Here is a 15,097-nt window from a genome sequence, read left to right on the forward strand (position 1 = left end):
TATCACTCCAGCTTCGTTCCACTTTGGTTAGAGGAAAGCATTTGGAACACATTAATGATTTACTGATGGCGATGAAGCCGCTGCTTGAGCAATATGGCTATCTCGCCCTTATCGTCAGCATCTTTCTTGAAGGTATTGGCATTCCGATGCCGGGGCAATCGCTGATGATTGCGGCGTCTATCATCTCATCTGAGCATGTCATGAACCTTAGCCTAGTGATGATAGTCTCTTGGTTGAGTTGCTTTTTTGGCAACACGTGCGGCTACCTGATTGGCTATCACTTTGAAGGTTGGTTAGACAAGAAAGGCTATATTTCTGGCCCTAAAATGCTGAAGCTACAAAATACAATTCAGAGGTATGGTCCTGCTTGCTTGGTTGTCAGCCGCTTTATTGAAGGAATGAAACAGTTTATGCCGCTTGCTTGTGGCATTGCTAAGATGTCGCGTAAAGAGTTCTTATTGGGCAACGCCCTTGCGACCACCATTTGGGTTGCCGTGTTCAGTTTGCTCACTAACTTTGCGTTTGAGCATCTAAGCGTTCTCAGCCAGTTCTATACCGAGCATCGCTACGTGGTTTGGTCGAGCGCAGCGTTGTTGTTCTCACTGATGATCTTCGCGCTCCTCAAACGAAAAAAAGCATAAATACTCTACACAAGTAAAATTCTACAAAGGCTCACAGTATCAATAAGATATGTTATGTGAGCCTTTTTTCTTGGTCTTTTCGATTAAAAATAATCAGCCATTTAGACGTCTAGACGTTGACAAGTCTTTGGTGTCAGATTAGTCTGCTCGCCTTATTTGTTGATTATGTTGTCGTTCACATGTCTGGTTCTAAAAATTCTAATAAAGCAATCGCACCATCAGCGGTCGCACTTTTACCTTTAGTGCTATTCCTTGCGCTGTTTATTGGCGTGGGCACTTACTTATCCTTGCAAGGCGTCGATTTCGCCTTCTACCAACTGCCAGCGCCTATCGCGGTATTGCCTGCTGTGATCCTTGCGCTCATCCTAAGCAAAGACAAACTCAATCGCTCTATCGAACACTTTATGCGTGGCGTTGGTCATCAAGACATCATCGCGATGTGTATGATCTACCTGCTTGCCGGTGCCTTTGCTGCAGTTGCAAAAGCGTCTGGCGGCGTAGATGCGACAGTTAACCTTGGTCTATCTGCGATTCCAACCAGCATGATCTTGCCGGGTATCTTCCTGATTTCTGCATTTATTGCGACAGCGATGGGCACCTCAATGGGTACCATCGCAGCAGTTGCGCCTGTTGCTCTGGGCATTGCTCAATCAGCCGGTATGAGTCTTCCATTGACTGCTGGTGTAGTGCTTAGCGGCGCAATGTTTGGTGATAACCTTTCGATCATCTCAGACACCACCATTGCGGCAACCCGCTCTCAAGGCTGTGAGATGAAGGACAAATTCAAAGAGAACATCCGTATCGCACTACCAGCAGCACTGGTTGCGCTTGTGATCTTCGCCTTCAACAGCACAGCGACTCAAGTACCAGAAACCGGTCCTATTGAATGGTTGAAAGTGCTGCCATATGTGACGATTCTTATCCTTGCTGTATCAGGCATGAATGTGTTTGTCGTGCTTACTATTGGTATCGTTTTGGCAGGCGGCGTGAGCTTGTCTTCTATCGATGATTACGGTCTAACCAACTTCGCGCAAGACATCTACTCAGGCTTTGGCAACATGCAAGAGATCTTCCTGCTATCCATGCTGATTGGTGGTCTGAGTGAGCTTATGCGTCGCCAAGGCGGTCTCGCGTTTCTAACTAACCTAGTGAGCGGCATCATCCGTACGTTTGGCTCTAGCCACTCGAAAGAAGCAAATGGTCGTGCGAGTGAGCTCGGTATTGCTGGGCTGGTTTCGATGGTGAATACCTGTACCGCCAACAACACCGTTGCCATCATCGTATCAGGTAGCGTGGCTCGTCAGCTGGCAGAAGAGAACAACGTTTCACCGCGTCGCTCTGCAAGTTTGTTGGACATTTTCTCGTGTGTTATCCAAGGTGTATTGCCATACGGTGCGCAAGTTCTGCTATTGGGCTCGGTATTTAACCTTTCTCCACTAGAAGTTGTCGCGAACTCTTATTACTGTTTCGCGCTTGCAATTGCAGCTATCGTGGCGGTGTTTATCAAGCATCCGGCACGTCAGCCTGTCCCTCAGACTGAAAGCTAAAATTAACTTTGAAGAAGGGCTCCGATTGGAGCCTTTTTTTGTGTCTTAAGAAAAGAAGCGATTCCCTACTCGCTCCTTCGTCGCTCTAGATAATGACGCTATGTAAAACCAAGCATCAACCAAGGCTAACTCCGTCATTCTCGAGAAGGAGGAACGACTGAGTCGGGAATCTCTCAAATCAACTACCACTCAGGCTAAGGCGAAAACTCTCCGCATCATGCAGGGGCACATTGAGCAATTCACAAATCTCTTTCAATCGCCGAACTTGCTCTGCATTGCTTTTCGCGAGCTGACCATCTGAACTCAAATGGTTGTTCTCAAAGCCTACCCGAACATCCAATCCCAGTAACATTGCATGGGTTAAACAGTCTTGCTCTCTCGCGCCAAACGCGCACACGGCACATCTAACGTTCTCTTCGATAAAGCGCTCCAAATGCAGTGCACGTAAATCCCATGGCGAAGATTGTTGAGCCTCATGATATCGACCAAGTACCACTAACGCGTGTTGGTTTTGCTTTGGTAAAACGCCTCGCTCTCTTAGGGAGAAATAGCGCTCGATGTCTGCCTGATCATACAAAATGATTTGGCTGAGAATGCCCTGATCAGCGACCCAATCAAAAAAGACAAGACCTTGCTCCTCACTCTGCTCATCAGGAATCAGTTCACGTAAAGCAAAAGAGGCGGCTTCTGGTTTTACCGCTTTGATCAGCGCCATTTGCTGTTGTGGTGAATACATACCAACAGCCTCAGTTGTGAGCTGAACTATCATCGAATTCCCAACCGCAGCTTTCACCGCGTGGTAGATTTCTAAGTTGTCATCAACCTCTAGAGAATGCCTGCCTTGCACATCTCTCGCGTGCAAATGGATCATGGTAGACCCTGCCGTTTGACATGCTTTCGCCTCGGCAACCATTTCTTCAGTATTCATCGGCAATTGAGCATGGTCTTGCTTGGTTTTTTTCGCACCATTAGGCGCAACAATAATCGCGATTCGAGCTCTTTCTGTAGGGGAATTTATTACCATGTTTGCGACACCTCTCTGAGTGTACGAGTGAGTTTTTCCACCAGCTCGTCAATGTGGCTTCGCTCGATGATAAAAGGCGGTGCAAGAAGGATATGATGCCCATTGATACCATCAATCGTGCCCCCCATTGGGTAACACATCAGTCCATTTTCCATCGCTTGATGTTTGATCTTTTTGTCTGCCAAAATTGAATTAGGCAGAGGTATTTTACTTACTTTGTCTGCCACAAGTTCAATGCCAAGAAACAGCCCTTTACCACGAATATCCCCAATATACGGGAAGTCTGAAAGCGCTGACTCGAGTTCTCTTTTTAACATTGCTCCTTGTTGGTTGACGGCTTGCAGGAGCTTTTGGGCACCGATGGTCTGAATGGTTGCAACGGCGGCAGCACATGCGACGGGATGCGCCATAAAAGTATGCCCATGTTGAAAGAAGCCACTACCAGACGCGATTGCTTGATAGACTCTGTCATTGGCAACAACGGCTCCGATAGGTTGATAACCCGCACCTAATCCTTTCGCCATGCAGACTAAATCTGGGACGGCTTGCTCTTGTTCAAAAGCAAAAAAGCTACCGCTACGTCCAACGCCACACATCACCTCATCCATGATCAGCAACACATCATAGCGATCGCAAATCTCTCGTATTCGTTCGAAGTAACCTTGAGTGGCAGGTACTGCGCCCGCTGTTGCGCCAACAATCGGCTCTGCAACAAATGCCATGACGTTATCCGAGCCCAGTTCTAAAATTTTAGCTTCAAGTTCATTGGCAGCTCTCAGTGAGTAATCGAGCTCTGATTCACCTTCTCTTTGATGACGATAGGCATAGCACGGCGCAATGTGATGGCTTGGGTGCAAAATGGGTTTAAAAGGCTCACGCCGCCATTCGTTACCACCAACAGCCAACGCACCAAGCGTATTACCGTGATAACTTTGCTGGCGAGCAATAAACTGCTTTTTCTCTGGCTTACCACATTCCACAAAGTATTGTCTTGCCATCTTTAGTGCAGATTCAACCGCTTCAGAGCCCCCACTGACTAAGTAGACGTGATTGAATTGCGATGGCATTTGCTGGCAAATCAACTCAGCCAACTGCTCACTTACTTCACTAGTAAAAAAGCCAGTATGAGCAAAAGGTACTTTTTCGATTTGATCGAGCATGGCTTGTTTAACAGCTTGGTGGCTGTGCCCAAGGTTTGATACGGCAGCGCCACCGCAAGCATCGAGATATTGATTACCTTGGCTATCGAACAGATAAACCCCTTCCCCTCTGGCGATAGTAGGCAACTTGGCGTGACAATGGCGGTGAAACACATAAGACATGAGCGTCCCTTCCTCGTGACTATTTGCTAAGCATAGTCAGGAAGGTGCGATTTATACGCAAGGTAAGAAAAGTGCACCGCGATGAGCATTTGGAATAGACCGCTGGAGTAACGATAAAAACGTATAAGAAGCCTTGATTTATAAATGATAATAATTATCATTAAGATCAAGTAACAGATGGAAGGTGTTTTATGGATTGCGTGATGACATGGTTAACTTCAGAGATTGACGACTATAAGGATAGATTACAAACGGCCACTTCAGAGTTCTTTCTTGCAGAGATGAATCTTAATCGTCATGGTCCGTCTGAAAAACGGTTATCAGAGTATTATCATGCGAGTCTCGACGTTGCCCTGACTGCTCGTGATAGCGGTGATGATATGAGTTATCTACTTTGCCTAAAAAAGCTCTACACCAGAATGATGGCTGAATTGAATGACACCAATAACGAGCTTTGCTGCCGCTCCCAATGCAAAGTCTACGCGCTTGATTCACTCAATCTCACTTGTCAACTCTACAAAGGCTATGACGTGATGGACAAAGCCAAGATCCTTCGCACTGACTTTGCCAAACGCTCGTCCATTACCTAACACAGAAGCTCTGCGGAAATCACGCCATCTCTAGCGCTTGAACTTGCTTAAAAATACTCTTAACCATAGCTTCAATGCCTTGGTTTCTGGCCGGAGTTAATTGTTGCTGTAAACCTAACTCAGCAAAAATGCTTTTAATGTTAGTCTCCAACAACTGCTTCGGTGTTTTATCTTGCAATAACAAGCACACCACAGCGACAAGCCCTTTCACTAAAGCCGCGTCGCTGCTACCCAACAATTGCACTTTTCCTTGTTCTACTTGTACCTGAATCCATACTTGGCTTTGACAGCCGTAAATGGCCGTCTGTTCAGTCTGTAACGCTTCCGGTAAACGAGCAAACTTCTCGCCAAGCGAAATGATGTATAAGTACTTGTCTTCCCAATCAATACATCGATTGAAGTTTTTAATTAATTGTTTTTGGTCCACTACTTTCTCTTTCCTATCCGACTAACAAGGTATGGATACGTTTTAGGCTAGAAACCAAAACATCAATATCTTGTTGATTATTATATAAAGCAACCGATGCACGACACATCGCAGGTACTTGGTAGTATTTCATCAGAGGTTGAGCGCAATGATGCCCCGTTCGAATCGCAACACCGTACTTATCTAAAAAGCTACCCACATCAAAGGCATGCACTTGTGCAAGGTTGAATGACACTACGCCGCAGCGCTCTTGAGGACCATAAATGACAATATCTGGCACCGTCTTTAATTGATCGTAGAGGTAGTCAACCAATGCTTGTTCATAGCGACCAATCGCTTCAAACCCAAGATCGAGCACATAATCAATCGCACACCCCAAACCGATAATGCCTGCAACATTAGGAGTGCCAGCTTCAAAACGCCATGGCGCGTCGTTATAAGTGGTTCCTTGGTAAAGATCGACCTCTTTTATCATCGCGCCGCCACCTTCCCACGGAGGCATAATATCAAGCAGCTCTTTCTTCGCGTATAACACCCCTACCCCTGTCGGACCATAGAGCTTATGCCCTGAAAAGACATAGAAGTCGCAGTCAATTTCTTGTACATCGACCGCTTGGTGCATCACTGCTTGTGCCCCATCTACCAGCACTCGGGTGCCATTCTGATGAGCCAACTCGATGATATTTTTGACCGAATTAATGGTACCAAGCACATTAGAGACGTGGGTGACCGCTAATAAGCGAGTACGACCAGTCATCAGCGTTTTCAGCGTATCCAAACTCAAGCTTCCATCAAGCTCTAGCGGCCACACCACCACTTTGATCCCAATGTCTTGTTCTAGCATTTGCCAAGGCACGATATTGGCGTGATGCTCCATCTCAGACACGATGATCTCATCGCCTTCCGTCAACTGCGCTTTCGCATAAGCATTCGCAACAAGGTTAATGCCATGCGTGGTTCCATGAACAAAAACCACCTCTTCACGCTGCTTGGCATTAAGGAATTGCTGAACCTTATCACGCGCTTGTTCCATCAAGTCTGTCGCATGAGCACTCAAATGATGGATTCCACGATGAACCGCTGCGTTTTCATGTCGATAAAAGGTGTCGACTCGTTCAATCACGACCGATGGTTTATGTGCACTTGCTGCGCTGTCTAAGTAAACCAAAGACTTGTTGTTCACTTCCTGATGTAAGGTTGGAAAGTGTGCTCGTTGCGCTGTTATGGAAGAGCTCATGCATTTACCTCTGCTAGCTTGGACTCTATATGCTGTAAAACCAGCGTACGAATAACGTCAATATCAATCGCCTCTGCGACTTCCGCGGCAAAGGCAAGGGTGATCAATTGTTCAGCTTGGTGCTTTGGCAATCCGCGAGCCTGCAAATAAAACACCTGCTCTTTGCTCAATGCTCCTGTGGTAGTACCGTGACTGCACTTCACGTCGTCCGCATAGATCTCCAGTTGAGGCTTACTGTTGACCTCACACGCTTTACTTAGCAACAAGTTGTGATTGTCCATTTGTCCGTCAGTTTTGAGCGCGTTTGGGGCGACTTTGATCATGCCGTTAAATACTGCTTTGCCTTGCTGACTGGCAATAATTTTGTGCAGTTGCTGACTCGTGCAATGCCCTTTGTTGTGTTCAAGGTAAGTACGCGTGTCGTACGTTTGCTGATGGCTAGGTAGCGCTAGGCTGTTGATTTCAATCTCTGTATTTTCGCCATTTAACTGGCAGCTGGTGTGGTGGCGCGTCAATTGACCAGAGAGCAAAAAAGTCTGGCTTGATACATTTGCATCTCGTCCAACGAAAAGATCATTGTGAGCAAAATGGTAATGTTCCACAGAACCCAAGCAGAGCTTGTAATGGGTAAGCTCAGCGTTGTCCGAAACCTCCATCGTAAGTCGCGAACCGGAATAACTTGCTGCCACACGGTTGCCATGACAAGCAGAAAGAAGGTGCTCAACAATTTTAACTTCGCTACTTTGTCCGACTTTTAGGTGTACGCGATGATGTGCCATACCACCTTGAGGTCGAGACTCAATTTGCATCAAGTAAATAGGCTTGGCTACGGTATGTTTGGCATCCACCTCAATCAACAAAGTCGTATCGGAAAACGCTTCCGTGAGATGCAAAAAGATTTCTGGTGCAATCGCGGCAGGCAACGCTTGTTTTGCATCACCATTAAGTAAAGAAAGTCGAAATGCCTCGCCATCAATATCACTCAAATTAGGTTGGAACTGACCGTTCACAAATACTAACCTTTCTGCATCCATATCAAGCTTGTGAGCCTGAACGAAAGCCATCGATACATCAGTCTCACGCTGGCTGGAAAAATCAATGGCATCGAAGCCTTCAAGCGAGGTGTATTTCCAATCTTCATGCTGACGAGTCGGTAATCCTTGTGCTAATGCGGCTTGCCAATGGTATTTGGCAACCTCATCTAACGCAGTCAGACGAGGCTTTAAATAGTCACTGAATGGCAATAGACAATTACTCCTCTCCGGTGAGCCAACCATAGCCCTTCTCCTCTAACTCAGCCACCATAGAGAAATCACCCGATTTGATGATTTTTCCTTGATACAGCACGTGCACAAAGTCAGGTTTGATGTAATCAAGAATGCGTTGGTAATGGGTCACAATGATGAAAGAACGCTTGCCGTCTTTTAGGCTATTTACGCCATTAGCAACTTCTTTAAGTGCATCAATATCTAATCCAGAATCGGTCTCGTCCAAAATGCAAAGTTGTGGGTCAAGTACCGCCATTTGCAAGATGTCATTACGCTTCTTTTCTCCGCCAGAAAAGCCGACGTTTACCGAGCGAGAAAGTAAGTCTTTCGGCATATTGAGAAGCTCAATTTTCTCCTCAATTAAATCCGCAAGTTCAAAGCGTTCCAATTCCGGAAGTTCACGGTATTTTCGCACCGCATTCACTGATGCTTGTAAGAAGAGATGGTTACTCACTCCCGGAATTTCGACAGGGTATTGGAATGCCAAGAACACGCCTTCACCTGCTCGTTCATCAGGATCTAATTCCAATAAATCCTTGCCGTTGAAATCGACAGATCCATCGATAATTTCGTAGTCTTCACGTCCCGCGAGCGTGCTTGCCAGCGTGCTTTTACCGGAACCGTTTGGTCCCATGATGGCGTGAATTTCTCCAGGGTTAATCTGAAGATTGACTCCTTTTAGAATTTCTTGTTCTTCAATTTGGGCTTTTAAGTTGTTAATTGTTAACATTTTTCATTATCCAACGCTGTGTTCTAAGCTGATTGCCAATAATTTTTGTGCTTCTACGGCAAACTCCAGCGGTAATTCGGAAAACACATCCTTACAAAAACCGTTCACAATCATTGAGATCGCATCCTCTTCAGCAATGCCTCGTTGTGAACAGTAAAACAGTTGGTCTTCACCAATTTTGGTTGTGGTTGCTTCATGCTCGACCTGAGCGGAGTTGTTTTTTACTTCAACGTAAGGGAAGGTATGCGCCCCACAATCTGGACCGATGAGCATCGAGTCACATTGAGTGAAATTTCGCGCATTTTCAGCGCTCGGTAAGATCTTCACTAATCCGCGGTAGCTGTTTTCACTGTGCCCAGCGGAGACGCCTTTTGAGATGATGGTGGACTTGGTATTTTTACCGATATGGATCATCTTAGTGCCAGTGTCAGCCAACTGCTTACCCGACGTTAACGCGATGGAATAAAACTCACCGATCGAGTTATCCCCTTGGAGAATGACGCTTGGGTACTTCCATGTAATGGCAGATCCCGTTTCGGATTGAGTCCAAGACATCTTTGAACCACTGCCTTTACACAGCGCTCGCTTGGTCACAAAGTTGAGGATACCGCCGTTGGTATCTTTGCCTGAGAACCAGTTTTGTACGGTCGAATACTTCACGTAAGCATCTTTGAGGACGATCACTTCTACCACCGCAGCATGCAGCTGGTAATTATCATGCGATGGTGCCGAACATCCTTCGATATAGCTGACATAGCTGCCCTCATCAGCAATCAAAATCGTACGTTCAAATTGACCTGTTTTTGCAGCATTGATCCGGAAATAGGTCGAGAGCTCCATAGGACACTCAACACCTTTGGGGATGTAAACGAAGGTGCCATCCGACGCAACGGCAGCATTTAGCGCTGCAAAGAAGTTATCTTCTGGCGGGACGACTGTCCCTAGGTACTCTTGTACTAACTCAGGGTACTTGTGAATCGCTTCGCTGAATGAGCAAAAAATGATGCCTTTCTCTGCCAATTTTTCACTGTACGTGGTTTTGACCGATACGGAGTCAAAGATTGCATCAACAGCGACTTCGCTTCCCTCACGAACTGGCACACCCAGCAGGTCAAAAGCTTGTTCGACTTCTTTAGTCAAAAACTCCGGGTCTTGCGATGCTTCATCGCCAGCACAAGTATCATCGCACTGACCACAAGATGGCGCGGAATAATAGCTATAATCTTGATAGTTAAGCGGATCGTAGTGCGCTTTTAACCAATGCGGTTCCTCCATGGTTTGCCAAATTCGAAACGCCCGAAGTCGGAACTCCAGCATCCATTCAGGTTCGTTTCTTTTGGCAGAAATCGCACGTACAACATCTTCATTGATGCCTTTTGCTAACTGGTCTGTCGCAATATTGCTGTAGAACCCTTGTTTGTAACTATCATCATCAACCCAAGCTTGAACATCTTCTTGGATCTCAATACCACTTTGTGTCATTGTCGGTACCATTTAAAACCAGCCACTGCCCTAGAGCAGTGCTCGCTTTTACACATTAAAACTTTCACCACAACCACAAGCACTTTGTACTTTAGGGTTGTTGTACTGGAACATCTGGTTCAACCCTTGTGAAATGAAGTCCACTTCTGTTCCATCGAGATAAGGCATGGCATCAAGGGGCACAAATAACTTGGCGCCGAGATGCTCATATACAAGATCGTCAGCGATGACTTCATCCACGGTGGACAGTACATACGCGTAGCCCGCACAACCTGAAGGCTTAATTGTGAGTCGCAAGCCACATAGAGATTCGTCTTTTTCGAGCAGCTTGTTAATTTGATTGGCAGCTTTATCGGTCAGAGTTAGCCCTTGCCAACTGCTGCTTGGATCGAAGCTGTCTACTGAGTTGAGTCCCGACATGACTATTCACCTATTTAAAAACAAACACTGAGAATGATAGTTATTATCATTTATCCATTCAACCATAATGAATTTATGGGATTAAGGCATGCTGCTCGGTCACAATTTGGAATAGAAAACGAAATGGGATTTGAAAAAGAAATAGGGTCTGAAATGAAAGTTGAATATCGACGGTGTCTTCAAAAAGCAGCCCTATCAAAGAGCTGCTTTTCACTTTTAATTCAATAATTAAGCATTAAGGGCTTGTTCAAGGTCTACCAAGATGTCATCAATGTGTTCAATACCGACGGACAAGCGAATCATCTCTGGGGATACACCCGCTTGCTTTTGCTCCGCTTCACTCAATTGACGGTGCGTAGTCGACGCCGGATGGCATGCAAGCGATTTTGCGTCACCAATGTTCACTAAACGCTTAAAGATCTTCAATGCATCGTAAAAGCGCACACCAGCTTCATAACCATCTTTCAAGCCAAACGACAATATCGCTGATGGTTTACCTTGCATGTATTTTTCTGCCAATGGATAGAATTCCGAAGTAGGTAAACCCGCATAGCTTACCCAACTCACTTTCTCGTGCTGGCTTAAGTATTCCGCGACTTTCAGCGCATTTTCGGTATGACGCTCCATACGCAGCGACAGCGTTTCCAACCCCTGCATCAGCATAAAGGCATTCATTGGTGACAAAGCAGAACCAGTATTACGCAAAGGAACGGTACGAGCACGACCAATAAAAGCCGCCTCACCAAATGCTTCGGTGTAAACCACGCCGTGGTAGGAAGGCTCAGGCTGATTAAATACTGGGAAGCGATCTTTATGCTGTGCCCACGGGAACTTCCCAGAATCAATGATGATGCCACCCAGCGTCGTACCATGCCCACCAACATACTTAGTGAGCGAATGAACCACGATATCGGCACCAAATTCGATTGGCTTGCATAGCACAGGAGTTGCGACCGTATTGTCTACAATCACAGGCACGCCCTGCGCATGAGCCAGTTCGGCAACACGTTCTAGGTCTATGATGTTCCCTGCCGGATTACCGATGCTTTCACAGTAAACCGCTTTGGTATTCTCATCGATAAGCTCAGCAAGACTTTCAGGCTTATCGTCCTTGGCAAAACGCACTTCAATACCTTGGCTTGGCAACATATGCGCAAACAAGGTGTAAGTACCACCATATAATTGAGGAGTAGAAACGATGTTATCGCCAGCTTGCGCGAGCGTGAGAATAGCGTAGTTAATTGCCGCACTACCTGCACTCACAACCAAACCAGCAATCCCCCCTTCCAACGCTGCCATGCGTTTTTCCAACACGTCATTGGTTGGGTTCATAATACGAGTGTAAATATTGCCCGGAACTTCAAGGTTGAATAAATCCGCACCATGTTGCGCATTATCAAACTCATACGCTACCGTCTGGTAAATCGGTGTCGCTACTGATTTGGTTGTTGGGTCGGTTTCGTAGCCAAAATGGATCGAGAGTGTTTCGTCTTTCATGCATCTTCCCTGAACTATTGAGTGAATGGTTATTCTTTTATATTGCCGATTTTTTCAACAAAGAAAAGCAGCTCAAGTCACAGGGGAGTGGATTATTTCTGTTCAGATGGTCCAAAAGAGAGGAATAACAACGTTAGCTTTTTCCGCATATGAAAATCATTGACTAAACTTATCCAATAATCATAAGGCTAGGATAATGTTATGAAAACAATCACATCATGGATGATCGTTGGGTGTTTGGTGCTTTTCGCTTTCTTCACTCAGGCAAATGAGACTTTCCCCCTCGCACCTCCCGATCTCTCTAGCCCTAGAAAAGCACTCACAAGCTTTGATACTTTGGTGTCACAAGCCAATCAGCAACTAACCGAAATCATTGAAGATCCAGCTCAAAATACAGAGCAAAACCGACAACGTATTTACGCGTTGTTCGATAAAGCAACGCAAGCCTTCGATCTGTCTAAAGTCCCAGAATCTAGCCAAACTCGAGTCGCTATTGAATCTGTCATGTTGATGAAGGAAATACTCGACCGAGCTCCACCTACAGACTTATCTCTCATTCCCGATAACAACACCCTAACCCGCTGGCAAATTCCAGATACGGGGTTAGAGTTGATCAAGCAACCTGATGGTCAGTATCGTTTTTCCGAGCAAACCGTGCACGGCTTGTACAGTGATTATTTGCTGGTTAAACACTTACCCTCTCATTCCGGAGCTAGCTTAGATTACTATCAATATTACTCGCTAAGCGCGGGAAGACTTATTCCGCCAACATGGTTTCACCTCGTAGAAGCATTACCTAGCGTATTTATGCTGGAATATGGCGACCAAGCAATCTGGCAATGGTTAGGGCTGGCGTTGTCTCTTTCTGCGACCATCTCTGTGCTTGCTTTACTCTACAACCATATCCAGTCGCCAATTTCAAAAGCGATACTTGCCGTACTCACACTAAGCGGTTTTCTTTATCTCGCAGACTACCAACTCAATTTAACTGGCGTACTAATGTCGACACTCAATATCGTCATAGAGCTCATTTGTTGGCTATTGCTCAGCCAAGTCGCTTATCTGTTGATTTACAAAACGTGTCGCCTACTAATGAGTAAACAACGCACTAACACCACACTGCGCCAAAGCCTGACACAAATTATCGGTACTTTGCTGGGTTCGATGGCCGCTATTGCTTGCCTTGGTTATGGTTTGAATCGCTTGGGCGTTCCCGTTTACGGCATCGTGACGGGGTTGAGTTTAGGGGGGATGGCAATCGCGCTCGCTATCCGTCCAACTATGGAGAACTTAATCGGTGGGGTTATCTTGTTCTTAGATAAATCCTTGTCAGTTGGAGATTACTGCCAAATTGGCAGCCAGTCAGGAGTCATAGAACAAATAGGAGTGCGCTCAACACGCATCAGAGCAAAAGACAGAACGCAAATCACGATTGCTAATGGTGACCTTATCAAGCGAGAGATTATCAACTATAGCCGCCGTGACCGTTATCCTTTCAAAGCGACTATCGGGTTGCGCTATGAGACGAGCATGGCGCAATTACAGCTCATTACAGAGAAAATCACGGCATTACTCCAAGAACATCCAGATGCTTTAGATTCTCCCCTTCGAGTTCACTTTAGTGCCTTCAATGCGTACAGTCTGGATATTGAGGTTCTCGCTCATTTAAACACCACAAATAGGGAAACCTTCCTTAACCTGCAACAAGAACTTCTGATGCTGATTGATAAGATCATTACGGCAGAAGGAGCTCAATTTGCTTTCCCTTCCACTACCACGTATCTCACAGCAGATTCTGTACAACTGACCACGGCACCCACGCCGGTTCAAGCCGTACCTCAAAACGCATAAAGCTTAAATGCATAAAAAAACCGCCTCGTAAGAGGCGGTTTATCTGAGGTTATAACTCCGCATTGTTAATCTTCTGTGTTCACTCATTGTGGCTTCTTAAACACATGAACCAAACATAACTCTCGGTAGTTACAACCGGACTTGTTGTAAAAGCCACTTTTTAAATCGTTCGGTTGGTTCGCTTTTCGTGTTAATGATCAAGTAGTACCCTGCGTTGGCATCAACGGGTTCAAATGGTGAAACCAAACGACCATTTTTAAGTTCATCCTCCACCAGTGCCATACGTGCCATCGCAATACCAACGCCGGCTTCAGCTGCGGACATCGCCATATCCGTTCGATTAAAAAAATGCCCAGAATCCGTTTTAAAATCTAGCCCCATACTTGATGCCCAATAGAGCCACTCATAGTCACGCGGCGCTTTATCCCATGGCATAGCATCGTGCAATAACGTCGCATCTCGCCATTGCTCTGGTGTCGTTTTAGGTGTTTTTAGCCACCCATGATCCTCAAGGTATTTGACACTCATCACTGGAAGAAGTTGCTCATCAAGAATCCGCTTCGCGTTTTTGTCTCGATACGGGTGCGGACCATAGTCAATTGCAACGTCGTAATCCTTCAACTCACTATTCACAAGCGCTCCCTCTGCAAAAATCTGTACTTGCAGGTCGGGGTTATTTAGGTGGAAGCTTTCAAGCCTAGGAACCAGCCATTTAAATGCAAAAGAAGGTGTCAGTTTGAGGCGAATTTCATTGTGGGGCTTTTCAATCTGTAGCTCTTCAAGTGCTTTCCTAAGTTCAGAGAAGTGAAATTGCGAAGTCTGAGATAACTGCAAACCTTTAGGTGTCAGCCTAATTCCTCGCGAATGGCGTTCAAACAAAGTAAAGCCTAGTTGCTCTTCCAATTGGATAATTTGCTGGCTAATTGCGCCTGTCGTCAAGTGCAATGCCTTTGCTGCACTAGTAAAACTGTTGTGTTCCGCTACTTGGCTAAATAACCACAATCCACTTACGACACTACTTTTCATCCTGAGCCTATAGTTTTTCTAAACGCTGGATGTAA

14 protein-coding genes are annotated in these 15,097 nt (G+C 45.8%); 4 read left to right on the forward strand and 10 right to left on the reverse strand.

Going from position 1 to position 15,097, the window contains the following annotated elements; all coding sequences use genetic code 11:
* Window positions 1-65: 65 nt before the first annotated feature.
* Complete coding sequence (locus tag ABMY42_RS11645; protein ID WP_281187993.1) at window positions 66-641, forward strand: DedA family protein; 576 nt, start codon at window positions 66-68, stop codon at window positions 639-641.
* Window positions 642-820: 179 nt separating this feature from the next.
* Entirely contained in the window at window positions 821-2,188 is a 1,368-nt protein-coding gene (locus ABMY42_RS11650; RefSeq protein ID WP_005447666.1) for a Na+/H+ antiporter NhaC family protein, read from the forward strand.
* Between the two features lie 178 nt (window positions 2,189-2,366).
* Here ABMY42_RS11650 and ABMY42_RS11655 read toward each other — a convergent pair whose 3' ends face one another.
* Together ABMY42_RS11655 and ABMY42_RS11660 are read right to left on the reverse strand one after the other, a co-directional pair.
* Window positions 2,367-3,212 carry a 3-keto-5-aminohexanoate cleavage protein gene (locus ABMY42_RS11655; RefSeq protein WP_349266316.1) on the reverse strand — a complete coding sequence of 282 codons (846 nt, stop codon included), beginning with the start codon at window positions 3,210-3,212 and terminating at the stop codon, window positions 2,367-2,369.
* Complete coding sequence (locus ABMY42_RS11660) at window positions 3,206-4,534, reverse strand: aspartate aminotransferase family protein (RefSeq protein WP_349266317.1); 1,329 nt, start codon at window positions 4,532-4,534, stop codon at window positions 3,206-3,208. The genes ABMY42_RS11655 and ABMY42_RS11660 overlap by 7 nt, the downstream gene beginning before the upstream one ends.
* Window positions 4,535-4,737: 203 nt before the next feature.
* On the opposite strand from ABMY42_RS11660, the gene ABMY42_RS11665 reads away from it, so the two are divergent.
* The gene (locus ABMY42_RS11665) at window positions 4,738-5,124 is read left to right on the forward strand and encodes a hypothetical protein (RefSeq protein ID WP_226982055.1); all 387 of its coding nucleotides are present in this window, start codon (window positions 4,738-4,740) and stop codon (window positions 5,122-5,124) included.
* 19 nt (window positions 5,125-5,143) lie between these two features.
* On the opposite strand, the gene sufE is transcribed toward ABMY42_RS11665, so the two are convergent.
* The 7 genes from sufE to ABMY42_RS11700 form a co-directional block, all read right to left on the reverse strand.
* Window positions 5,144-5,551: a cysteine desulfuration protein SufE gene (gene sufE, locus ABMY42_RS11670; RefSeq protein WP_005447670.1), complete on the reverse strand. Its 408-nt coding sequence runs from the start codon at window positions 5,549-5,551 to the stop codon at window positions 5,144-5,146.
* Between the two features lie 13 nt (window positions 5,552-5,564).
* A complete protein-coding gene (gene sufS / locus ABMY42_RS11675) occupies window positions 5,565-6,788 on the reverse strand; it encodes a cysteine desulfurase SufS (RefSeq protein ID WP_349266318.1) in 1,224 nt (407 codons plus the stop codon).
* Complete coding sequence (sufD, locus tag ABMY42_RS11680) at window positions 6,785-8,065, reverse strand: Fe-S cluster assembly protein SufD (RefSeq protein ID WP_009697687.1); 1,281 nt, start codon at window positions 8,063-8,065, stop codon at window positions 6,785-6,787. The genes sufS and sufD overlap by 4 nt, the downstream gene beginning before the upstream one ends.
* The gene (sufC, locus tag ABMY42_RS11685) at window positions 8,040-8,786 is read right to left on the reverse strand and encodes a Fe-S cluster assembly ATPase SufC (RefSeq protein ID WP_053050086.1); all 747 of its coding nucleotides are present in this window, start codon (window positions 8,784-8,786) and stop codon (window positions 8,040-8,042) included. Before sufC ends, sufD begins: the two co-directional genes overlap by 26 nt.
* Before the next feature lie 6 nt (window positions 8,787-8,792).
* Window positions 8,793-10,268 (reverse strand): Fe-S cluster assembly protein SufB, encoded by a 1,476-nt coding sequence (sufB, locus tag ABMY42_RS11690; protein ID WP_009699791.1) that lies wholly within the window; start codon window positions 10,266-10,268, stop codon window positions 8,793-8,795.
* A 48-nt stretch (window positions 10,269-10,316) separates the two neighbouring features.
* A complete protein-coding gene (gene sufA, locus ABMY42_RS11695) occupies window positions 10,317-10,688 on the reverse strand; it encodes a Fe-S cluster assembly scaffold SufA (protein ID WP_005447677.1) in 372 nt (123 codons plus the stop codon).
* 228 nt (window positions 10,689-10,916) lie between these two features.
* Complete coding sequence (locus ABMY42_RS11700; protein ID WP_009700544.1) at window positions 10,917-12,185, reverse strand: O-acetylhomoserine aminocarboxypropyltransferase/cysteine synthase; 1,269 nt, start codon at window positions 12,183-12,185, stop codon at window positions 10,917-10,919.
* A gap of 201 nt (window positions 12,186-12,386) precedes the next feature.
* Between ABMY42_RS11700 and ABMY42_RS11705 the strand changes: the two genes are divergently transcribed.
* Window positions 12,387-14,036, forward strand: a complete 1,650-nt coding sequence (locus tag ABMY42_RS11705) for a mechanosensitive ion channel family protein (RefSeq protein ID WP_349266319.1) — start codon at window positions 12,387-12,389, stop codon at window positions 14,034-14,036.
* A gap of 129 nt (window positions 14,037-14,165) precedes the next feature.
* On the opposite strand, the gene ABMY42_RS11710 is transcribed toward ABMY42_RS11705, so the two are convergent.
* Complete coding sequence (locus ABMY42_RS11710; protein WP_009697682.1) at window positions 14,166-15,062, reverse strand: LysR substrate-binding domain-containing protein; 897 nt, start codon at window positions 15,060-15,062, stop codon at window positions 14,166-14,168.
* Window positions 15,063-15,097: the final 35 nt, after the last annotated feature.

The sequence above is a fragment of the Vibrio sp. SSH13-20 genome (assembly GCF_040104475.1).
Lineage (GTDB): Bacteria > Pseudomonadota > Gammaproteobacteria > Enterobacterales > Vibrionaceae > Vibrio > Vibrio harveyi.

Bases quoted from the DNA above. Each gene is read 5' to 3' on its own strand.
- ABMY42_RS11645 (WP_281187993.1), top strand. From the start codon at position 66: ATGGCGATGAAGCCGCTGCTTGAGCAATATGGCTATCTCGCCCTTATC.
- ABMY42_RS11650 (WP_005447666.1), top strand. From the start codon at position 821: ATGTCTGGTTCTAAAAATTCTAATAAAGCAATCGCACCATCAGCGGTC.
- ABMY42_RS11655 (WP_349266316.1), bottom strand. From the start codon at position 3,212: ATGGTAATAAATTCCCCTACAGAAAGAGCTCGAATCGCGATTATTGTT.
- ABMY42_RS11660 (WP_349266317.1), bottom strand. From the start codon at position 4,534: ATGTCTTATGTGTTTCACCGCCATTGTCACGCCAAGTTGCCTACTATC.
- ABMY42_RS11665 (WP_226982055.1), top strand. From the start codon at position 4,738: ATGACATGGTTAACTTCAGAGATTGACGACTATAAGGATAGATTACAA.
- sufS (WP_349266318.1), bottom strand. From the start codon at position 6,788: ATGAGCTCTTCCATAACAGCGCAACGAGCACACTTTCCAACCTTACAT.
- sufD (WP_009697687.1), bottom strand. From the start codon at position 8,065: ATGGTTGGCTCACCGGAGAGGAGTAATTGTCTATTGCCATTCAGTGAC.
- sufC (WP_053050086.1), bottom strand. From the start codon at position 8,786: ATGTTAACAATTAACAACTTAAAAGCCCAAATTGAAGAACAAGAAATT.
- sufB (WP_009699791.1), bottom strand. From the start codon at position 10,268: ATGACACAAAGTGGTATTGAGATCCAAGAAGATGTTCAAGCTTGGGTT.
- sufA (WP_005447677.1), bottom strand. From the start codon at position 10,688: ATGTCGGGACTCAACTCAGTAGACAGCTTCGATCCAAGCAGCAGTTGG.
- ABMY42_RS11700 (WP_009700544.1), bottom strand. From the start codon at position 12,185: ATGAAAGACGAAACACTCTCGATCCATTTTGGCTACGAAACCGACCCA.
- ABMY42_RS11705 (WP_349266319.1), top strand. From the start codon at position 12,387: ATGAAAACAATCACATCATGGATGATCGTTGGGTGTTTGGTGCTTTTC.
- ABMY42_RS11710 (WP_009697682.1), bottom strand. From the start codon at position 15,062: ATGAAAAGTAGTGTCGTAAGTGGATTGTGGTTATTTAGCCAAGTAGCG.